Source organism: Colwellia marinimaniae (genome assembly GCF_002207865.1).
Lineage (GTDB): Bacteria > Pseudomonadota > Gammaproteobacteria > Enterobacterales > Alteromonadaceae > Colwellia > Colwellia marinimaniae.
The window spans coordinates 77634-99885 of sequence record NZ_BDQM01000006.1; the positions used below are offsets into that span (position 1 = coordinate 77634).

Genomic DNA, 22252 nt, shown 5'->3' on the forward strand with positions numbered 1-22252 from the left:
TTATGCGCAAAATTCACGTAATGCACATCACTTATGATATGCGTATTGGTGGCACTGAAATGGTGATTAAAAATATCATTGATGGTCTAACTCAACCTAAAAGTGATACCAATCACCATTCTGAAAATGACACCGACCATGATTCCGCCAGCCGTCATTCTCGAGATCATTTTGTCGGGAATTCAGAATCACTTGACCCCCAGCTAAATCACAATGGGGATGAAAATTTCAAAATGTCTGTGCTTTGCATCGAATCACCTTTAGGGCCATTCGCAGAAGAATTACAAAATAACGGCATTGAATTTTTTGAATTGAACCGTCAACCTGGCTTCGACATAAATTTAATTAAACAAATTCGTCGAACAATTAAAGACAACGCGGTTGATATTATTCATTGCCATCAATATACACCTTGGGTATATGGTGTTATTGCCGCAGCGTTTACCAAAACCAAAGTAATATTCACCGAACATGGCCGGTTTTACCCTGACTCAAGCACATGGAAACGTAAACTAATAAACCCAATACTTAATTTGTTCACCGATCAGGTAACAGCAATTTCAAAGGCAACTAAACAAGCTCTAGTTGAATTTGAAAGCATCCCAGAAAAATCGATAGACGTTGTCTATAACGGTATATCTCCTTTGCAAGTAATTCAATCTGATGTAGAAAAACTAAGAATAGAATTATCTATACCAGAGAATCATATAGTTCTCGGTACTATTGCTCGCTTCGACCCAATAAAAAACCATACTATGATGTTAAAAGCGTTTGCATTAGTACTGGAGCAACAACCTAAAACGACACTAATCATGGTAGGTGATGGCGAAGAACGTAAAAACATTGAAACTTGTGTAAATCAATTAAATATTCAAAATAATGTCCTATTGATTGGTTATCAGCACAAACCTCACAACTATTTAGCATTGATGGATATATACTTGCTATCATCGTTAAGCGAAGGTACTTCAATGACTTTACTCGAAGCCATGTCGCTAAGTAAACCTTGCGTGGTAACAAATGCCGGTGGTAATCCTGAAATAGTAACAGATAAAGAAAATGGATTTGTTACAACAAATGGTATTGCAAGTGAGTTTGCGGCAGGAGTAATACAAGTTATCAATTCTCTCGAAAATGGAAACGGTTTAGGCCATGCTTCAAAAGATCGTTTTGACACATTATTCTCAGAGCGATCTATGAATAAAAAATACCAACAACTCTACTTGGATAAGTTAAATAAATGAATAAATCATTATTGATTTCAGAAATATTCCCGCCAATAAATGGTGGTAGTGGTCGTTGGTTCTGGGAACTTTATACCCGTTTACCAAGTAGTGAGTATGTTATTGCGGTGGGTAAAACTGAAGGAGACAAAGCTTTTGATAAGACACATGACCTGAATATTCATCGGTTAGAGTTATCTTCTCCAAGTTGGGGTATAAAAAGCCTATCTGGCTTAAAGTTTTATTGGCGAGTATTCAATCAAGTTAGAAAGTTAATTAAACAGGAAAAAATATCAACTATTCACTGCGGCCGTTGTTTACCTGAAGGTTTTATCGGTTACCTTTTTTATAAAATGTTCAATATCCCTTATATTTGCTACATACATGGTGAAGACGTAGAAGCAGCATCAACCAGTCGTGAATTAAGCTGGATCGTAAAGAAAGTATTAGCAAGTGCTACAACACTTATTTGTAACAGTCAAAATACAGCTAACTTATTATTAAATAATTGGCAAGCCGACTCTAGAATAATAAAGATACTAAACCCTGGTTGTGACACTAATAAGTTTATCCCTGCAGAGCCAAATGAGCATATTAAAAGTAAATTAGGTTGGCATAATAAAAAAGTTATATTAACAGTCGGTCGCTTACAAGAGCGTAAAGGCCAAGACATGTTAATAAGGGCCATCCCTGCAATTAAACAGTTTACCCCAAATATATTGTACGCCATTATTGGTGGTGGTGAAGAGAAACTAAAGCTTGAACAACTAGTGAATGAACTTAATTTACAAGATAACGTAATGTTTATGTCAGAAGTTAGTGACGAAGAAATGATTCAAGCTTACCAGCAATGTGATCTGTTTGTATTACCGAATCGTACCGTAGGAAAAGATATTGAAGGTTTTGGCATGGTATTAGTAGAAGCTCAATCTTGTGGTATACCTGTTATTGCAGGTGACTCTGGTGGCACCGCTGAAACTATGGTTATTGGTAAGACCGGATTTATCGTCGACTGTACCGAACCACAACCTATTGCAAATAAAATAATTGAACTATTTAAGCACCCGGATATTATTGAGCAACTGGGTAATAATGGACGAAAACACGTTGTTAAAACTCTCGATTGGCAAGCTCATAAAAATAAAGCGGAAAAGTTATTCTCGTAATTGATTCAAAAAAACACATACAATACTTAACCATAAAATAAAGGCAAAAATTCATTGGGCGCAATATTAGTTTACTTGATAGCAGCATACATTTTTATAACAATGTTCAAAACCCCTTGGGTTGCTGCAGTCGCTTATTTAGCTTTTGGAGTAATGCAACCACAATATATTTGGTTTTGGCACTTTAGCAGTCTGCCAGTATCACCATCGAAAATACTTGCTATATTAACAATAATGGCTTGGTGCATTGCAGCACTAAATAAAAAAGTAGATTTTTCTATATACAAAAACAAACAAAATTTTATTTTGCTTTTCATATGGGCCATGGTTCACCTATCCGACATTTTCAGCCCTTTCCCTATATATTCAACTAGTATACCCGCCGATATAGTATTGAGTGTACTTAATACAATCATGATTTTATATTTTGTTTCAATCGGACTTCTGGTGTCAGAAACAGCATTGAAATATTTATCCATAGGGCTTATTGTTCCTATAGTCTATTACGTATATTGGTCGAATGATCAGTATTTCAGCAGTAGGTGGTATCAGTTTAGCCAAGGACGATTAATGGGACCAAGTGGAAGTATCTATAAAGATGAAAATGTTTTTGCGACAGTATTCATTGTAGGAATGCCCTTTATTCTTTATAGCTTTTTTTATGTCAAAAATATACTTTTAAAATATTCTGCTATTATTATTATCCCGCTACTTTGGCACAGTTTGTTTTTAACAGGTTCAAGAGGCGCGATGCTGGCTTCAATTATTGCCACATTCATTGCCTCTCGCCTTATAAAATCAAAAATATTTAATAAACTATTGATTGTAGGTTTTGTTGTTGCCTTAATAACTCAAGGTGGTTCGATGCTTAATCGCTCCAGCGAAACTGTCGAAATAAGCCAGGACAGTTCCATTGAAGAGCCAATCAACCCACGTATCACTTCATGGCTACATGGTTTAAGCCACATGAAGAACCATCCTATTCTTGGCGTTGGCGTACAACGATTCTCACATGCTACAAGGGTGTATTTTCCAGAATCTATACCTCATGTAGCACATAATACTTTTATTTCATTGGCTGCAGAATCAGGGGTATTAGTTGGCCTTGTATATCTTTATCTTTTTTGGTTAACTTATAAAAAGTATAGGTTTTGTGTGAACAATAATGTAAGCAAATACCCGTTAATCGATTATGTAAATAAAGCAACAATTACTTCGCTCGCTGGCTTTTTCATTTGTTCAATATTTCTGAACTTAGCAATTTTCGAACCATTTTATTACTTACTTGTAATGATATTAGTAAAGCAAACTGTATTTGAGCAGAAGCTACTAGCCGAACAAAAAGATTGCCTAAAAAACACTAAGAAGAAAATATATGCCCAATAAAACATACTCTATCGTTATGTTTGCCTATAACGAAGAGAAAAACATTGAAAACTCTGTAAACAGTGTTTTTGATAATATAGATGATAAACTAACTCACTTAATTGTGATTGCTAATGGTTGTACCGATAATACTATTGGTAAGTTAAAAATACTTAAAGAAAAGCATAAAAAACTAAGCGTGGTTGAATTAAGTATTGGTGATAAATGTAACGCTTGGAATGAATACACACACAATATTGCAAAAAATTGTGATGTACATTTTTTTATAGATGCAGATGTTCAGTTTACCGAACAAGTCTTTCCAAAGCTGTTCAAAAAACTGATTGCCACACCACAAGCTAATGCTATTGCAGGCCTTCCTTTTTCTGGGCGTAACAAAAAATATTATCGCAGTTTAGTTACTAAACGAAGCTGTTTGTTTGGTAATTGTTACGGAGTAAAAAAAGAATTCCTAGACTTAGTAAAAAAGAACAACTTTAGATTACCTAAAGGACTCTGTTGGATAGATTCGGCAATCACAAAAGCCGTTAATGGCGACGTTCAACATCAAAATAAAAACATTCCAGGACGAGTCACTTACGATGTAGAATGTGGTTATAAATTTAAAAGCCTTAACCCATTTAAAAAAGATGATAGAAATCTTTATTTTAGCCGAATAGCTCGGTATGCCACAGGGAAGTTACAAGAAAAGCACTTAGAGCTACTTGATTTTAAAGACTGGCCATTAGATTTAAACCAAATAAATCAAAAAATATTAGAAGCCATACAACATGGAAAAATAAGAATTCCATTCTATTTAAAAAGTCGTATTTTAAAACGCTTACAAAAACAATTATAATTAATACAGGGAATAGTGTGAGTAAAGCCACAAAGACATTACTAGGAGCAATAACACTTGTTGCTGATGCCATTTTAAAACGATTGATCGGCCTAATTAGCACCTTAATTTTAGCTAGAATACTAGCACCTGAAGATTTTGGGCTTATCGCTATCGCAATGATAGTCATTGGCTTTGCGAGTGTTTTATCCGTCACTGGCTCAGAGCAGTACATCCTTCAAAAAGATACAGTTAATGATGATATTTTAAACTCAGCTTGGACTTTAGATTTATTGTTAAAGGCTGGAGTGTTTATTATTTTATTAGTATCGGCGCCTTATGTTGCCGATTTTTATCAAAAAGAAGAATTAACGGGAATTATACGTGCAATATCCTTTTTAGTTATTTTAGGCGCACTGGGTAATCCAGGAATACTTTTATTTAAAAGAGAACAAAAATACAAAGCGATTTTTAAGATATCGCTTATTTCAAAAGTTATTTCTGTCATCGTAACAATTACAATTGCCGTTGTTTATCAAAACTACTGGGCACTCATCATTGGTCATTTAGTTTCTGTATCAACGAGGATTATTGGTACTTATTTTATTCACAACCATAGACCTCGATTATGTTTTACTAAAATAAAAGAGCAGTGGCGGTTTTCAGCATGGATGATGCCGCAAGCTTGTTTGGGGTACTTAAGAACGCAACTTGATACGTTTTTGGTCAGTAATTTTTACGGCGAAAAGCAATTAGGTTCATACCATATAATGAAGTACATCGCTTTTATGCCATCCTCAGAATTAATTGCCCCCGCTACTAGCCCACTTTTGGCTGAGCTAGCTAAAAGTAGAAATAATATCAAAGATTTTAGGTATCAATTTAATCTTAGCTTTTTAGTGACTTTAGCCGTGGCATTGCCAATGGCCATTTTTTTATTCCAATTTGATTACTTAGTTGTTGGCCTCTTACTTGGTGATCAATGGTTACCTTATTCTAACTTGTTTGGCTACATGGCATTACTTGGAATAGCGGTTGTTTTACTCCATCAAAGTATACGTGTATTAATTGTTTTCGAAAAAACAAAGTTAGTTTTTTATTACGAATTGGTCGCTTTTATAAGCCTTTACGGAACATTACTCAGTATTGGCATTGAAGATATAAACACCTTTACCATGGTAAGGGTTTTAATGGAGAACTGTTTTTGCATAGTGTTATTTTTAGCTGTTGCTTATTACATTTTAAAGAAACAGCTATGGTATTTACTAACACTCATCTTTCCTTTATTAGCCTCGGTATTTATTGCAACTTTTTTAAGTGGCTTTTTTCTGTTGGTAGAAACTCATTTGATTTTGGAAATAATCATAAGAGGGGGACTATTCGTTGTTGCTTATATCCTCTCACTTGTTGGCTCCTACCTAGTTTTTTACAACAAAACAGAGGAAGGAAGGCATATATCTCATCTATTAATAAAGCAGTTAACTCAATTACAAAGTATTGTCTTAAAGAGATAATGATTAGCTAGTCAGCGACGTAGAAATAGGGTACGCCGTAGATATTTCCAAATTGTAAAAAGCAGCTAAGGATTACTGAAGTGAGAAAATTAAGCGTAATTAAAGAAAATATCAGTCTCAAAAATCCATTTTTTATGGCAGGAATCCTAGCGGTTATCATTATTGGCTATTGGTGTGAAACTAAAAAATATCCAATAAAGAAAGCCCTAACAACAATTATTACAGGGAAAGAAAATCATGCTAGTTAGTATAATAATCCCCGTATTCAATCGTGAGCATGTTTTACAGTTTGCATTAGATTCTATCGCACAACAAACTTATACTGATTGGGAAATAATTGTATCTGATGATGGTAGCACCGATAATACAAAAGCAATTGTTGATGAATTTTCTAAATCTGTTACCCAGTCTGTTATTTTTGTCGAAGCAAAAATTAATCAAGGGGTTGGCTGTGCTAGAAATGCAGGTATAAATAAAGCAAAAGGTGATTATATTGCTTTTCTTGATAGTGACGATCGCTGGTTAACGTTCCATCTACAAAAGTGTATCGATATTTTAAAAGTAACCCCATCAATTGATTGGATTTCGGCAAATTACCGTTTTATTGAATTAGACACTAACGAAGTGTTTATTGAAAATGGTTTCAATTCACATGGTGCTCGCCCTGAGTTAAAGCTTAAGCAGACCAACCTAAAGGGTATTAAGGTCGTTGTTGATCCTTTATTAATACAAACGTCTATCCTTCATGGCCATATGGCGCCATTAGGTTCATCAGTCTTTAGAAAAAAAGTATTTGAAGTTGTTGCTTTTCCCAACGCCCGAATGCACGAAGATACCGTTTTTTGGATAGACGCTTTAATGCATAAAATGATATTTGGCTATATTGAGGATATCCATTTAGAGGTATTTGACCACAATGATAGAACGGTTGTTCGAGAATTAAAGAGTAATCAAGGTGAACTTCATAAGCTTAAGGCCCATTTAAACTCATACCAAGCTCTCGCCACGTTAAATAAACATAAAAGCATGTTTAATAAGCAAGAGCGAAATGCCTATAACTCCCGGCTTAGTAATTTGTGTTTTTGGGTGATCGGTTACGGATGCTATCTTAAAAGTGGTCGTTATTTAAGGGCATACCAATGGTTCTTTAAAGGGATCTCGTACCAGCCTTTCAATAAAAAATACTGGAAAACATTTCTAATCAGTTGGCTAAATATATTTAGGTAATAAGTAAATACTTATCGTATCAACTCGTTAATAATTAAATGGATTTCTTGGGGCATTAATTCACTATAATTTCATAAGGTGACTATTTTATGCTTGATAATTTTTCAATGTTAATCACAGCTTTTTTAGGTACTTTAGTTGCCCGGCAAGATAAAAATCAACAGCTTGTTTTAAATGACAACTTACCGCAATCTATAAAATCATTAGGCCAAAGGTTTCCAAGTGCTAATGTGGGGAGTGATGACGCTCCTGTTTTTATATTATCTGCGGGGTGGCGATCGGGTTCAACGCTTCTTCAGCGAATGATTATGACTTCTGGTGATAGAATGATATGGGGTGAGCCTATACATCGAGCGAATATCATTCAGACTCTTTCTGATCAAATTAGATGCTTTTCCACTGATTGGCCTAGAGATACAATGTTCCAGGACCATGGTGCTAAGGATTTGTCTGAATTGCCCTTTCTGTCAGGCTAGTTGTCGCGCTTAATATTTAATCATTAAATTAAGTAGAGGGCGTGGACTAATTGTGAAACATTATTCAGTACAAAGAAAAGAATCGGCACTTCAGAAGATGATGCCACCGAGTAATATATCGATCACCCAATTATCTATCGAGATGGGTATTGGTGAATCAACCTTGTATAATTGGCGTAAACAAGCAATTAATAAGGGGCATCTAGTGCCAGGCGATGGAAAGAATGCTGAGCAGTGGTCTTCAGCAAATAAGTTCTCGGTAGTGTTGGAAATTAAAGTGGAACAATATGATATCTGATAAATATAGTTGCATATTCGTACATATTCCTAAAGTTGCAGGACAGAGCATTGAGCACTTTTTTTAAGCTTGCATGGTCTATCTTGGGACGACAGAGCTCCACTTTTACTAAAGCTACAATTCAGACAAAGATAAAGGCCCAGAGCGATTGGCGCATCTCTTGGCTAGCGAGTATGTGAGTTACGGACATATTGAACAACAACGGTTTAATCGCTATTTCAAATTTACATTTGTAAGAAATTCTTGGGCGCGGCTAGTTTCTGAATATAAATTTAAGGGGCTCCATCGCCGAATGTCTTTCAGAGATTTTGTCTTGAATGGATTGCTGCCAAAGAGCCCTTATACTGACGCTTATCGTCATATAGAGCCTCAGTATAATTTTCTACACGATAAGTCGGGTGTTCTTCTTGTTGATTTTGTGGGTAAATTCGAATCGTTACAGGAAGGGTTTGATCATGTCTGTTCTAAAATCAATATTCAGGAGTCCAAACTCCCGCACATTAACTCATCAAATAATAGCCCAACTATAATAGAAAAAATAAAGAAGCTATGGTCTTTTAAAAAACAAGACAAACCTCGCCATTACACAGAGTATTATGATAACGATACTTTAGCCATCGTAAGCGACCTATATGCAAAAGATATTGCTACGTTTGGCTATGTTTTCGGAGAATGATTGCTGCTATATACTTTGAAGTAAATGCGTACACATAATGGCGTGATTCATCAAGTATAGAAAAGGAGGTAATGAATCACACAATGCAGTTAAATTTGAACGACAACCGATTTTTCTGACAAGCTAATAGCCTTATTCCATTTTTTGGTATTAGGACCACTTAATCTCCCTATTTCCACTATGGTGTCAACAATATATTTAGAAACACCCCCTCTTCTTGGTATGAATGTTTTAATAAGGCGGCTCCTTTCTTGCTGTTGTTTTTGAGGTTCAGAAAGCCCTTTCTTAATTAGTTCGTCAATGTCTTCTATCTTAGAAAATGGTAGTGCTGCCTGGGTATAAAAGTTAGCTATATCTTCACTTTCAAATTCAAATTCAGGATGTTTAAAAAACAAAATCGGTTTATCCACTACGCAAAATTCAAAGAAAATAGAACTAGTATCACCAATAAATAAATCAGCGCTCTTTAATATCGGTGAATTATCGTCTAAGTTGGGGATGAAACGAAAATTGGTATATTTTTCAGATAGTTTTTCTATATTATTATATAAAGTGTTTTTTCCCTCTCGCCATAAATTACAATGTCCTAAAGCTAAAACATTATAATTATTACTGGCAAGCACTGACTCTATAATATGATAATTAAAGGTATTATAGAGTGACTTGGGATTAAAGTGAGAACAAATAACGATGGTAGGTTTGCTAGAGTCTAAACCTAAAATTTCTATTTGTGATTCTGAAGAAGAGTCCAAAGCTGCTATTAACGAATCGATTTTGGCATAGCCACTTATAAAGTGTGCCTTGGAGTTTTCGCCTTTAAAAAAAGGCTTTAAAAATTGATAGTCACATTCTGAGTTATGAAAATATATATCTGCAGGGTTGTCTTCAATAAGACTTTTTAAATAATGAAACTCTCCTTTTTTTGAGCTTTTTTTGTCTGAAGTACCATGAGCCCAGCCATGTGAAATTTTAACTTTTGTTGTATCTCTTATAAACCATAATAAACTAATATCACTGATAAAAACGTAATGCCACTTTTTGAAAGTACTTGCTTTTGAATTAATAAAATACTTTTCCTTCCATTCACTAACCTCTCCCTCATCCGGCCACTGGTAGCAGCCGGAATACTCCTCTGTAATAGCAAGGTGAGTATTGCCCCGGTTCAAAAATTCTTTAATTAAAGGCGACAAAGAAGCCATACCTATCGTATTTCGAACGATAAAGAGTATACGTATTTCACCAAACGAATTGGAAATACTATTATCTAAAGCACGTACACAATTTAATAATACTTTTTTCATTTTTAGAATCTCTAAAATTAAAAGGTCTATCTAATGAAATAATGATAAAATCACCGGATAGTTACATTAAGAGCTTTGACTTAACAACGCTTTATTCATCTATTCTATATTTTTACCCATTATTATTCATAAAAGTTTTCGTAGGCTTTTAAATATACTTAAAAAACAAAACCAATTGCGAATGTTAAAACCATAAACCTGTCCCCAGAGTAAGGCCACAGCTAACAGCTGTAATGGTTTATGAGCCAATATTTATGGTGAACGTGTGACTTCTTGTTCTATTGAACTATTGCTTTTATTGGTAATATTTTTCAATCGGAACTTTTTATTTATGCTTAAAGGTTATCAATATATAACTTTTTTAACGCTTGGCAGTGAACTTCGGGTAACGAAACAGACTCAACCCATGTTCTTGCGGCCGTACCATAATCAAATAAATTTGCTGACATTGCTGATGTTAGTTTTTCAATAACATCCGCCTCATTATTAACATCGACTAACCACCCAGTTTTTCCATCAATAATAGTTTCAGGTAAACCGCCCACGTTGGTTGCTATTGTTGGGGTGTAATGAACCGCAGCTTCTAATGGGATCAACCCTAGGGGCTCTTCTATTGAAAACATAGTAATAATATCAACCGCATGATAAAAATCACGGGTGTCATCAACAAAACCAATAAATTTCACATGTTTTTCTAACTTAAGTTCTGCGACTTTATCTGTGCATAAGTTTATATACGTTTGTTCTATTGAAGGGTCTTTACCTGCAACAATTAATTGCCAATCTTTATTAGGTAATTTAGCTAAAAAAACAATTAATTCCAATAGACCTTTAATCGGTGCTATTTGTCCAATAAAAGCAAAAGTGAATAATTTCTCATCGATGTTCATTTTTTGTTTCGCTATTATTTTGTAGGCTTTTCGTTCTGCGGCTAACAATGGCGGATGAAAGCTTACCGGATCAATCAAAGTTGTTACTTTTTTTGCATGCCCTTTAGAGAAAATGGCTTCGTATTCGGCACGAATATGCTTGCTTATACAAATAGCAACGGTAAGGGGCTCTTTTAACCACCATTTACTGCCTGAATTAATAGGATCTCTAAAATGGCAAACACGCTTAATTTTTAGTAACTGAGCAATGGGTGCTATTACCTGATAGCTCCAGATTTGATTACTGTGAATAACATTGATTTTATTTTTTTTTAATATTTTATAAAACTTGAATTGCGTTAATAACCAACGCAACGAGCTTTTAATACTGAAAGGGCTTAGGTCGCAACTATAATGGATAATATTATTATCTTTCGCCCATTGTTTCATTGGAGAACTATGTGGTGTAATTAATATAGGGCTAATGTCAACCGTTTGACAATGAGTTAAAATAAGCTGTAAACAACGTTCAGAACCACTAATAAATGGTGCTACGGCTACATATGCGACATTTATCACAAAAAATCCTTTATGTTAAGTATGGTCGTTAACTAATATATACTGAGTCACTCAGGAATGCATTCCTGTATTATGGGCTAAGTATAAACGTGCTAATTAGAATGTCACCTATTTTAGCGTTAATAAACAGGAACGGTATCCCAAGGTATGTGTTTTTTAAAAAATTACCAGTGCAAGCCACGGCAAGATTATTATAAGACGAACTTTCAGATGTGAAGGTAGCTTTATATTTGTAAAAGGTGGAAGTCGCTATGCCTTGCTAAGGTAAAACTTTTTCACGGATAACTCACCTTCTCTTTGGGTTTCAAAAAGTGTAAGCCATTGCTGTGGTGTTCGTCGCATGATGATCTCCTTAAATAAGTAAAGTGATCATAGGGGAATGTTATTGGTGAGGGAATATGGCAGTTGGTAAAGTGCTTACTCAGAAGGCAAGGATAATTCAGCCTTCGATGTTTTGATAGTGAACGTTGCTGGTTGTTGCTTTTAAGTAACTGTCGTGCACTGTTGAGTAATTGAGGCTTGAATAAAATTAGTGCTTGCGCTGTTGTGCAGTCATTGTGGTTTTCGCCGGTAAAAGTATGTCATTCTTAGCTTGTGTTACGCACAAAATATTAGACAGATAACCCACTGGTTATCTGCTCTTGTACAAGGGTTTTCTAATCATCAAGTGTTCTAAGTTGCTCCAGTATAAATGAGGAGCAACCTTATAATTGAATGTTAACTATTAAGATGTGCGGTTTAGCGGACGTTTATAGTTAACCTTGTGAAAATTTTTGTAACTCCGTCAGAAGTACTTTTCCACTCTGATGTTGTTGATTATAGAAAATGTGTAATGACTTAATCGAAATGAATTAGATAATTACACATTGCTTAGGTGCCACAAAAATAAAATGTCACTCAACATTAATCTTATATTTTAAAAATAACGGTGGCCTAGCGTATGGAGCTATGTTATCACCTTTCTTCAATGCAACATACAAGGTCATACTTTCAGGATCAAAAGCACCGCCCATTAATTCGCCATTTGAACCGATAGTGCCAAATACTGCATGGCTGTAAGGTCTTACGTCATACGAAAGCATTTCACCATTTTGAACCTTGACTAAATCACTAACTTTCCAAAACCAAACATAGTTGTATTTATCGGCTGCGATAGGGGGGCAATAGCCTCCGCACACCCGCCCTGTATCCTGCGTTATTTTATAGCCTATCCCCGATTCATGTCCTGCGCTGTGGCCTAGCGTTACGTAGGTGTTTGTATTGGGTACTATAAACCCGTAAGTAGCCTCCGAAAGCACAGTCCAGAGGTTGTTTTTACCGTCATAAGTATTATTGAAAACAGGTTGGAGTAAGCTTTCTTCATAAGTGTATACAGAGGTGTCATACAACTTATGCTCTATGTTAAAATCTAAAACAGGGATAGTTGGCACTGCACCGCCTGATGTTTTGTTTACTAAGTCTGTTTCAGGGTTAAGTAAAAATGCAGGTGGGCCTATAGATAATCGCCCATTAATTGAACCTCCCGACCAGCCACTAATGTAACTGCCGTTTAGCTTGTCTTTCCAATGTTCAGGAATAGGAGTCATCCACCCTGCTGTATGAGCCGCGCCCCCTAACTGGAATGGGCCTACTATCGGAGAAGTTGCCAAGTTAGACGGATCTTGGAAAACTACGGTGGTGTCGGTTTCACTCATGTCACCGTCATACCAATTTATGTAGTTCACTACTAACTTTGAGTTGATAAGCTGCATCCCTGTAAGCCTGAAGTTCTCATCAATACCTGTAACGTCCCTAGCATTACCGTAGAATGCTTCAAAGCTTTGGAGTACATTACTACCAACATTCATTTCGCTAATGACTGTAGTGTTGACTATTTCTGGTATTTCAAATTCAGCTATTCCCTGCTCATAGTCATGACTGACAACAAAGAGAGATGTTTTGCTCTCGCTGAGTGCTATAACTGCGGGAGAATAATCTAACTTGGAGTAATTCGAAACACCGTACCTAGCTGCTGACAAGCGAAAGCCACCTTGATATTCAAAATTATCGAGTGTTAATAATGGGAGAATAGTTGATGTAATGCTTATAGTGTCACTGCTACTTTCCCCTTTGTCATCGGTAACAGTTAGATAAAACTCAAAATCGTCTTCCGTATTCGGTAAATCAAAGGTGATCAAGCAACTAGAGTTATCACCAAGTGTAATATAACTACCAGAAATTTGTAGCCAAGAGACACTCAGTTCAAATCCTTCAGGATCATAACTTTCACTACAATCTAGGGTTACTTCTGTATTAGGTTCTTGTATCTTATCCATACCGGCGTTTGCGATGGGGGCTTCATTCAGTGGATTTATAATTATGGAAATTGAATCTGTATTTACAGCTCCTAAATTGTCTGTGGCCGTTAATTCAAAAACCAATATTTGAGCTTCTTTTAACGGTAATGGAGGAGCAAGAAAAGTTGGATTAACTGATAAAGCATAATATAATTCAACACTTGGACCTTCAAGTTGCTTCCAGGAAGTTGATACTATTTCCCCATCCGTATCACTTACCTCCCCATAAAGTATTACAACGTTTCCTTCATTATCTTCAAAATCTGAGCCAGCACTAACTGAAGGAGGTTCATTAATTGGGTTTATAGTAATGGAAATTGAATCTGTATTTACCGCGTCTAAATTATCTGTAACCGTTAATTCAAAAACTAATATTTGAGCTCCTTCTTCTAACGATAATACAGGCGCAATAAAAGTTGTATTAACTGAGGAAGCATCATCTAGTTCTACACTCATACCTTCAAGTTGCTTCCAATAAGTTGATAATACTTCCCCATCCGTATCACTTACCTCGCCAGAAAGAGTTACAGTGCTTTCCTCATTCACTTCAAAATCAGAACCTACACTCACTAAAGGAGGTTCATTCACGGGGTTCTCGGGATTAACGGTGATGTTAACAGTTGACGAACTTTTAGCGCCTAAATTGTCAGTGACAGATAATTTAAAGGCTAAAACTTTCGTTTCTTGCGTAATAGGGGCAACAAACTCAGCTTTAAGAGATGTATCATTAGTAATAGTGACATTCGGACCTTCTAACTGAGACCAAGATGTTGAAACAACAGTTCCATCAATATCACTAGCTTCTCCGTAAAGGAAAATATTATCTTTTTCATTGTAAACAGCATCTACTCCCGCACTAACCATGGGAGGAGCATTAACATCTGTTACAGGTATTACAGGTACAGGTATTACAGGTACAGGTATTACAGGTACAGGTATTACAGGTACAGGTGTTACAGGTACAGGTATTACAGGTACAGGTATTACAGGTACAGGTATTACAGGTACAGGTATTACAGGTACAGGTGTTACAGGTACAGGTGTTACAGGTACAGGTGTTACATCATCACTTTCACTTTCGGAGGCTCCACAGCCAAGTAAAATGAAACAAAGAAAGCTAGATAAACAATAAGAAATATTAACGTTTAAGCCTTTATACATAATAAAAAGTCCTTTTATTAATTTATTTTCAATACATCATGATATGAGCAGTTCATCCGATAAACTAAGCGCTCATTCAAATTTGATTCAGTATGCATTATATACGCTAATAAATATAAATCGAGACTAATGAGTGGATAATATATTTCAATAACACGAAAAATTATCCTGCTTTTTTAATGAAAAACAATATATCATTTATTACAAATATATAGTTCATAAGAAAAATTAGGTAATAAAAACCGTGAATATTCTTTTTCTCGCTCAACGCGTTCCTTTTCCGCCAAATAAAGGCGAAAAAATCCGTACCTTTAACCAATTAAAACACCTTGCGGAACAGAAACATAAAATAAGTATTTGTGCTCCTTTAGAGCAACATGAAGATGTTAATTATTTTAAAGAGTTAGCGGATAAATATTGTGAGAATATCACGAACCATGCATTAACGGTAAAACCTCTTAGATTACTTAAAGGGCTATTAAAAGGACAAGCATTAAGCGTCGCCAACTTTTATGTTAACGAGTTACAAAATAAATTTGATTGTTTATTACAACAAGAATGTTTTGATGTTGTTATTTGTACCAGCTCTGCCATGGCAGAATATATCTACCAAAGTAAGTCTATTCAAAAATTGGAAAAGAAACCACTCTTGTTAATGGACTTTATGGATTTAGATTCTGATAAATGGCGTCAATATGCACAAACATCAAGTTGGCCAATGAAATGGATTTATCAACGAGAGGCTAGAATTTTAGCAAAATATGAACAGCAAATAACCCATGACTTTGATACTTGTTTTTTCATCGCAGATGCAGAAGTTGACTTATTCAACTCTCGCTGCAGCAACGTTGGAAAAGTACTAACAATGGGTAACGGTATGGATACTACTGCCTTTGTTCCAGCAAAGACCCCCCCTGAAAATGAAGACCCTGTATTTTTGTTCACCGGCGTCATGGATTATAAACCTAATATCGATGCTGTGGTTTGGTTTATTGAAACGGTTTGGCCAAGTATTTTGTCTAAATATAAAAAAGCGCGGTTTATTATTGCCGGAATGAATCCATCTTCGGCGGTTAATGAATTAACAAATATTACCGGTATTGAAGTTACCGGTTTTGTTGATGATATATTGCCTTATTATCATCAGTCAGATTATTTTGTTGCTCCGTTTAGGTTAGCTCGTGGTGTGCAAAATAAAGTGTTACAAGCGTTTGCGTGCGGCTTACCGGTAATTTCAACGTCTATGGGTGCTGAAGGTATAGATTGTGTTCAAGATGAACATATACTAATTGCTAATAATAAAGTTGAGTTTTTAAGCGCTGTGGAAAAATTAGAAAACGATCAAGTGTTTCGTGCCACAATTAAAAAAAATGCATTATCGTTAATTCATCAACATTACTCTTGGCAAGGTAAGTTACAAGTTTTAGATGATGTGTTGAATGGTCGGTTGTAGGTTAGAATTTATGCTAACAAATTACATTTGTCGCACTAAAGTACGACCTACATTCAGATTAATTGACCATGAATTTATAGATTAAGGCGCAAGTTATTTTGAGAATATTAATTAAGAAAATTCTATTTACTATTGCTGCTGTTGCTATGTCTCCAATAACATTGCTTTACTTTATTTTTAATATGGTTTTGAAAGGTGATGCCTTGTTATCAGGTTTTAGTCAATTCTTATGCCTTATTCCGGGCAAACTTGGTGTGTACCTTAGAGCTGGGTTTTATCGATTTACACTTACTACATGTGCCCCCGATGCTGTAATATCTTTTCTCGTTTTATTTTCTCAGCGCGATACTCAAATTGAATCTGGTGTTTATATTGGTCCTCAATGTAATATTGGTAAATGTAAAATTGGCCAAGATACCCTGCTTGGTAGTGGTGTACATATTATGAGTGGCAAAGGACAGCATAATTTTTCAGATTTATCAAAACCTATTAAAGATCAAGGCGGCTCATTCGAAAAAATAACAATAGGCAGTGGCTCTTGGCTTGGTAATGGTTCACTCATTATGGCTAATGTGGGTAATCATTGTGTGGTAGCTGCAGGTGCTGTTGTTATTAATGATGTAGAAGATTATTCTATTGTCGCAGGTAATCCTGCCAAGGTTATTAAGAAGCTAGATGAATAAATGCATATTATTTTCTTATTTTTAATCTGTTTTCTTTGCATTTAGGCAACATTTTTATAAAAACCCCCTTGAACATTGAAAGGAAAAGCATGGCAACAAGTAACATTGTAGTTTTAACAACAGGGCTAAGTGGTAGCTCGGTAGTTACAGGGTTTATTGCACAAAAAGATTATTGGCTAGGTGATAAAACAATTTTTAAGTCAAATGCCTCTGGACATTATGAAACATATGAAAATGAGAAATTAGTTGAATTGAATAATGAATTGCTTGCTACGTTGGGTGTAGAGCTTAATGAATCATCATGGTATGACATAAATTTATTTGAGCGTATTCGAAAAAGCAACAACGAAGTAGACACTAAAAAATTTGTTGAATTTATTAATTATTGCCAACAACATGGCAGGTGGATATGGAAAGACCCTAGGCTATGGATAACCATGGGCTTTTGGGGGGAGTTACTCCAATGTTGTGATATTAAATATATTGTTGTTTCACGGCAGCCCATTTCTTTATGGGTTTCTTTGATAAACAAAAGACAAATTGTGAGTTACTCAAAACTTAAAGTATCTGAAAGAGATTCACACGATAGAATAATTCGCTATTTGAGTGATTGTGATTTTCCTAGCATAACTATGAATTATGATAAATTAGTTGAACAGCCAAAAACTGAGATTCACAGACTAAATAATTTTCTAAATTCTAATTATACGTTAAAGATGTTTCGTGATTTATATAAAGGTAAAATAGGGGGTAAAACCTTTAGTAAGAAAAACTTTATTAAGGCAATTTTAATTTATATAAAAAACTATAACTTTAATTCCTGGAAAAGTCGGTAGTTATCTCAGGGCTGGATTTTAACGTTTTACCTTAACTCATTGAAACCCAGACGTTTACGAAATATTAACTAAATTTTGTAGAAAGACATTAAAAACAGTAGGGTTTGGTTCTATTTAACATTTGAACTTGAGAAGGACTTGAATAAACCTGCTAATGTGCCAATGACTCTTGCTGGAAAGTAAGTAACATAGAATTGAAGTACTCGCCAAAAACTGATTTCTTTTCGAACCAATTTATATAACCTTAGGCTATATAGTGCGAACGGCAACAGAAAGGAAAATAGAGCTAGAAGTGCAAGTTCCATATTGCTGATAAATATTGCACCTAAAAAAATAATCAATAGGATAGGCAGAGAAATAGGAATAATGAAACTCGGGATTTCTCTTAAAGGAATATCACGCCCACTAATTGATTGTAAGTTTGACTGACCCCGCCAAATTTCTTTTTTGTACATTTCTTTATATTTCTTATCTTCACCTAAATGTACATAAGTTGCTGCAGATGTGTAATAAAGGTTACCAAGTTGATTTACTTGGTCGGTGAAATAATAATCTTCACAAGTTATTAGGTGCTCAGGAAACCCGTTGACCTTTTCAAATATTTTCCGAGATAAAAATAAATTTCTCCCAGGCAAAAAACTAACGTTGCAGTCTAAATCTGCATTACTCAATGCTGTTCTTATTTTTTCTAAGGCAGGGGCATTTTTGCTATTAGCTTGTGCGGCACTAGCTAATACACAGTTATTTTGCTCATCAATTGTTGATAACATGGCGTTTAACCAATTGGAGGATAGTTCTACGTCAGCATCTAAAAAAGCAAGGTACTCACCCGTAGATTTGGCGGCACCAACATTTCTTAATGCCGAAATTGTCAAGCTATCTTCCTGAAAGGATATGATTACGTTACTGTGTTGTTCAGCAAGTTTTGATAACTCAATTAGGGACTTATTCTGACTTACTACGATAATATCATAAGTCGCTTGTTCGTCACTTTGATTGAGAATTGAGGTAACTGTCTGTATAAGCAACTCTTCTCGCCCTTTGTGGGGGATAATAAAAGAGACGTGTTTATTCTTAGTCAATTTAGTGTCCTAGTATAGTGTGCGATGTTAAATTTGTAACTGTCAGATAGAATAACCTATTATTTCACCTCATTATTACAATTCCAACCGTATTGTCGAGTAGTTATTATCAACAACTAAAATTAGAGGGAAGTTAACTGTGTTTTTCAAGATAGTTGTCGTCTAAATTGTTAAGCCGCTTCTTTATGTTGTTCTGGATTTAACTCCACAACTCCTATTGGCTGCCAGTGTCGTTCTTCTTTCGACCATCGCTCAGGATGTTCATTTCTTTTTGTCTGTTATAACACTTTTAAACCTAGGTGTTGAATTGTTTTTGCCAACTATACAGGGTTGAAAGATTAATACCTTTTTGCTCTGCAAACTTTATAACTGACTTGAATACCTTTGATAATCTACTAACGTTAATTTACCGCTCCTGTTTATTTATAAAATTAATTGAGGCGACAACAATCCTGACACAGGGGGGGTATTTAACTAACAGAAAATAAACAGATAAACGAGAACACATAATGAATGATCTACTTATTATTGTCATTAATTGGCGTAGGGAAGATGAAACAATATCCTGTCTTAAGGACCTTTTTCCTTTACGAAGTAAAAACGACTCTGTATTTTTAATTGATAACCAGAGTACTACAAATTCCAAAGAAGCATTATTAAAGCATAATGAATTTTTTGATTATTTTGAAAGTAAAGAAAAAAATACAGGCTTTAGCGGTGCATGTAATATTGGAATTAAATTTGCACACCATAATGGTTTCAATAAAGTTTTATTTTTGAATACAGACGCAGAGTTAGAAACTGATACTATTGATAAAATGAAGACCGAACTAGATTTATACAATGCTGCACTAGTTTCTCCAGTATTACACGATACTATTTCACGAGTCCCCTATTTTTGTGGAATGAAACCACGATTAGAAGAACTTAAATTAGAACCTTTAACTATTGATAATCTTAGCCAAATAAATACTACAGAAAAGCAAGGGCTAATTATTCATGGTACTGTGTTAATGGGCTCTGTCCAAAAATTAACGAATGTTGGCGGTTTCGATGATGACTTTTTTGCTTATTGGGAAGATACTGAACTATGTCAACGCCTTTTAGTAGAGGGGTATGATTGTCGGACCGTAAGTAATGCCATAGCTTACCACCCCTCATCACGAAACAAAGATGGTAATACAGTAAGATCAGGCTATTTTTATTATTATATGGCTAGAAATGAAATATTATTTTGGAAAAAATGCACTAAGGGATTGAAAAAATACAAAGCAATATATTGGCACATAACCAGAAGCGTTGATTTAATGAAAGAGTTAAAAAGTTATGGACATATTAAAGAGTCTAAATCGATAGTAACGGGCATATTGCACGGTATATTTAGTCAATTCGGTAAATGGAAAAAACAATAACACAATACAACAACCCTGACACAGGGGGATAACTCAAGCTTTATTAACTAGAAAATTTCAATTTGAAATGCGGTTTTTAACATTAGCTACTTATTCTGACTTACTACGATAATATCATAAGTCGCTTGTTCGTCACTTTGATTGAGAATTGAGGTAACTGTCTGTATAAGCAACTCTTCTCGCCCTTTGTGGGGGATAATAAAAGAGACGTGTTTATTCTTAGTCAATTTAGTGTCCTAGTATAGTGTGCGATGTGAAATTTGTAACTGTCAGATAGGATAACCTATTATTTCACTGTGTTTTCATTAAACGCAGGAATAATAAAGGAGATTATCGGTTGTTTTTTCTTTTATTATTACCGCACTTAACGATATATTATTAGTTTTGAATTAAACGTTCATAACATTTATCAATGATGTGATATTCTGCATTAATTGTATTCAAATGTAAAAAAAGTTTTAAAATTTAGTAAAAAAATTAACCATACAGAGTATTGATGTCTATAAAAAAAACATATATCACAACAGTCAAACCATTTGAACTATCCCAAAAAGAAAAGCTTGGTGAGAAATGGCTGGTATTAGAAAGGGATTCTGATTGTAGTGTTTTTTTATCTTGGCATTGGATAGGCAATTGGCTTGATTTAGTTACTGACAAATTATTTCTTATTGAAGCATACCATGATGACAAAGTTGTCGGTTTAGGATTTTTTGTTGAAAAAACGCGTAAAGTTTTTGGCTGCTTTTCAATAAAACAATGGTGGTTACATCGAACGGGCATTCAACAACAAGATCAAATATGGGTTGAGTATAATGATTTTCTGTTAGATGAGTCTTGTTCTGTAACTGTTAGAGAAGAAATGGTTAAGGCTATAGCTGATTTTGACCCGTCTGTTAAAGAAGTCATTATAGGTTTGTCCGCCTTTGAAAAACTTGATTTTTTTACTAACTCTTTTGCGAAATTAAATTTTTTAGAGGATAGTATCGTTCAAACTAACGGTTATCTTGTTTCTTTATCGTGCTTTAAAGGTGATTATTTAAATAAGGTTCTCTCTAAAAATACCCGCCTGCAAATATCCAGAAGTAAAAAAATATTACAGAGCCAAGGGCAGTTAAGGTTTGAGGTGTTTTCAAATCCTCAAAAACTTGCTGAGCTATATCCTAAAATTGCCAGTATTCATATTGATAAATGGCAAGCGAGCAAAGAAGGTAGTGGTTTTTCAAATCCAATATTTGCAGGATTTCATCAATCAATGGCCATTAATAATACCAACAATTTGGTGCAAATTTCCGTGTTAACTTTAGATGAGGTAGAGCTGGGTTATTTAGTCAATTTTGTTTATAACAATAAAGTTTATTTTTACTTGTCTGCTTTACAACAAAATTCAGACAATAAAATTAAAATAGGGCTGACTTTACACTCAGAAGCGATTCGGTATTATGCTGAACAAGGGATTGAGTCTTATGATTTTCTTGGTGGTGATGCCCGATACAAAAAATCATTGTCTAATAAAAAATATGGATTAGAAATGAAGTGCTATTATCGAGATGATTTTCTTTTGCGTCTTGAACGTCAGTTAAAAGATTTTAAAATGAGATCAATTCAAATGTTCTCTAAGTATTTGAAGTCATAACATTTTTGTCTACACGATTTCAATCATGATGCATTATCGCTTTTTTGTAACTTATAAATCACCGTGAAGAAAGCACTGTATATACTAGCGGTGTTACTATTCATTAGTATCGTTTACTATATCC

At 34.8% G+C, this 22252-nt stretch carries 21 protein-coding genes; 16 read left to right on the forward strand and 5 right to left on the reverse strand.

Going from position 1 to position 22252, the window contains the following annotated elements:
- Positions 1 to 2: 2 nt before the first annotated feature.
- From MTCD1_RS05640 to MTCD1_RS05680, 10 genes are all read left to right on the forward strand, one after another.
- A complete protein-coding gene (locus MTCD1_RS05640) occupies positions 3 to 1244 on the forward strand; it encodes a glycosyltransferase (protein WP_057183459.1) in 1242 nt (413 codons plus the stop codon).
- Entirely contained in the window at positions 1241 to 2389 is a 1149-nt protein-coding gene (locus MTCD1_RS05645) for a glycosyltransferase family 4 protein (RefSeq protein WP_057183456.1), read from the forward strand. Before MTCD1_RS05640 ends, MTCD1_RS05645 begins: the two co-directional genes overlap by 4 nt.
- A 54-nt stretch (positions 2390 to 2443) precedes the next feature.
- Complete coding sequence (locus tag MTCD1_RS05650) at positions 2444 to 3775, forward strand: O-antigen ligase family protein (protein WP_057183454.1); 1332 nt, start codon at positions 2444 to 2446, stop codon at positions 3773 to 3775.
- A complete protein-coding gene (locus tag MTCD1_RS05655) occupies positions 3765 to 4613 on the forward strand; it encodes a glycosyltransferase family 2 protein (protein ID WP_057183452.1) in 849 nt (282 codons plus the stop codon). The genes MTCD1_RS05650 and MTCD1_RS05655 overlap by 11 nt, the downstream gene beginning before the upstream one ends.
- A 17-nt stretch (positions 4614 to 4630) precedes the next feature.
- Positions 4631 to 6106: an oligosaccharide flippase family protein gene (locus MTCD1_RS05660; RefSeq protein WP_057183450.1), complete on the forward strand. Its 1476-nt coding sequence runs from the start codon at positions 4631 to 4633 to the stop codon at positions 6104 to 6106.
- Positions 6107 to 6186: 80 nt separating this feature from the next.
- A complete protein-coding gene (locus MTCD1_RS21160) occupies positions 6187 to 6354 on the forward strand; it encodes a hypothetical protein (RefSeq protein WP_157447823.1) in 168 nt (55 codons plus the stop codon).
- The gene (locus MTCD1_RS05665) at positions 6344 to 7333 is read left to right on the forward strand and encodes a glycosyltransferase family 2 protein (RefSeq protein ID WP_082606617.1); all 990 of its coding nucleotides are present in this window, start codon (positions 6344 to 6346) and stop codon (positions 7331 to 7333) included. The genes MTCD1_RS21160 and MTCD1_RS05665 overlap by 11 nt, the downstream gene beginning before the upstream one ends.
- Positions 7334 to 7422: 89 nt before the next feature.
- Positions 7423 to 7809 carry a hypothetical protein gene (locus MTCD1_RS05670; RefSeq protein ID WP_057183449.1) on the forward strand — a complete coding sequence of 129 codons (387 nt, stop codon included), beginning with the start codon at positions 7423 to 7425 and terminating at the stop codon, positions 7807 to 7809.
- Positions 7810 to 7861: 52 nt separating this feature from the next.
- The gene (locus MTCD1_RS05675; protein ID WP_057183446.1) at positions 7862 to 8107 is read left to right on the forward strand and encodes a hypothetical protein; all 246 of its coding nucleotides are present in this window, start codon (positions 7862 to 7864) and stop codon (positions 8105 to 8107) included.
- A 160-nt stretch (positions 8108 to 8267) separates the two neighbouring features.
- A complete protein-coding gene (locus tag MTCD1_RS05680; protein WP_057183444.1) occupies positions 8268 to 8783 on the forward strand; it encodes a sulfotransferase family 2 domain-containing protein in 516 nt (171 codons plus the stop codon).
- Positions 8784 to 8872: 89 nt separating this feature from the next.
- Here MTCD1_RS05680 and MTCD1_RS05685 read toward each other — a convergent pair whose 3' ends face one another.
- The 3 genes from MTCD1_RS05685 to MTCD1_RS05695 form a co-directional block, all read right to left on the reverse strand.
- Positions 8873 to 10084 (reverse strand): CDP-glycerol glycerophosphotransferase family protein, encoded by a 1212-nt coding sequence (locus MTCD1_RS05685; protein WP_057183442.1) that lies wholly within the window; start codon positions 10082 to 10084, stop codon positions 8873 to 8875.
- Between the two features lie 335 nt (positions 10085 to 10419).
- Entirely contained in the window at positions 10420 to 11532 is a 1113-nt protein-coding gene (locus MTCD1_RS05690; protein ID WP_057183440.1) for a glycosyltransferase family 4 protein, read from the reverse strand.
- Positions 11533 to 12425: 893 nt separating this feature from the next.
- Positions 12426 to 14732 (reverse strand): PKD domain-containing protein, encoded by a 2307-nt coding sequence (locus tag MTCD1_RS05695; protein WP_057183437.1) that lies wholly within the window; start codon positions 14730 to 14732, stop codon positions 12426 to 12428.
- Here MTCD1_RS05695 and MTCD1_RS05700 point away from each other — a divergent pair.
- The 4 genes from MTCD1_RS05700 to MTCD1_RS05715 all read left to right on the forward strand — a co-directional run bounded on the left by MTCD1_RS05700 (position 14731) and on the right by MTCD1_RS05715 (position 18001).
- Positions 14731 to 15000: a hypothetical protein gene (locus MTCD1_RS05700; protein WP_057183435.1), complete on the forward strand. Its 270-nt coding sequence runs from the start codon at positions 14731 to 14733 to the stop codon at positions 14998 to 15000. The genes MTCD1_RS05695 and MTCD1_RS05700 overlap by 2 nt on opposite strands.
- Positions 15001 to 15273: 273 nt before the next feature.
- Complete coding sequence (locus MTCD1_RS05705) at positions 15274 to 16482, forward strand: TIGR03087 family PEP-CTERM/XrtA system glycosyltransferase (RefSeq protein ID WP_057183433.1); 1209 nt, start codon at positions 15274 to 15276, stop codon at positions 16480 to 16482.
- Positions 16483 to 16580: 98 nt separating this feature from the next.
- A complete protein-coding gene (locus MTCD1_RS05710; protein WP_057183431.1) occupies positions 16581 to 17165 on the forward strand; it encodes an acyltransferase in 585 nt (194 codons plus the stop codon).
- A gap of 89 nt (positions 17166 to 17254) precedes the next feature.
- Positions 17255 to 18001 (forward strand): sulfotransferase family protein, encoded by a 747-nt coding sequence (locus MTCD1_RS05715; RefSeq protein ID WP_057183429.1) that lies wholly within the window; start codon positions 17255 to 17257, stop codon positions 17999 to 18001.
- Positions 18002 to 18111: 110 nt separating this feature from the next.
- Here the strand turns inward: MTCD1_RS05715 and MTCD1_RS05720 are convergent, their stop codons facing one another.
- Positions 18112 to 19083: a glycosyltransferase family 2 protein gene (locus MTCD1_RS05720; protein WP_082606615.1), complete on the reverse strand. Its 972-nt coding sequence runs from the start codon at positions 19081 to 19083 to the stop codon at positions 18112 to 18114.
- A 509-nt stretch (positions 19084 to 19592) separates the two neighbouring features.
- On the opposite strand from MTCD1_RS05720, the gene MTCD1_RS05725 reads away from it, so the two are divergent.
- Positions 19593 to 20495 (forward strand): glycosyltransferase family 2 protein, encoded by a 903-nt coding sequence (locus MTCD1_RS05725; protein ID WP_057183426.1) that lies wholly within the window; start codon positions 19593 to 19595, stop codon positions 20493 to 20495.
- An 86-nt stretch (positions 20496 to 20581) separates the two neighbouring features.
- Here the strand turns inward: MTCD1_RS05725 and MTCD1_RS21165 are convergent, their stop codons facing one another.
- Positions 20582 to 20722: a hypothetical protein gene (locus tag MTCD1_RS21165; protein ID WP_159459900.1), complete on the reverse strand. Its 141-nt coding sequence runs from the start codon at positions 20720 to 20722 to the stop codon at positions 20582 to 20584.
- A gap of 269 nt (positions 20723 to 20991) precedes the next feature.
- Here MTCD1_RS21165 and MTCD1_RS05730 point away from each other — a divergent pair, with 269 nt between their 5' ends.
- Positions 20992 to 22128 carry a GNAT family N-acetyltransferase gene (locus MTCD1_RS05730; RefSeq protein WP_057183424.1) on the forward strand — a complete coding sequence of 379 codons (1137 nt, stop codon included), beginning with the start codon at positions 20992 to 20994 and terminating at the stop codon, positions 22126 to 22128.
- Positions 22129 to 22252: the final 124 nt, after the last annotated feature.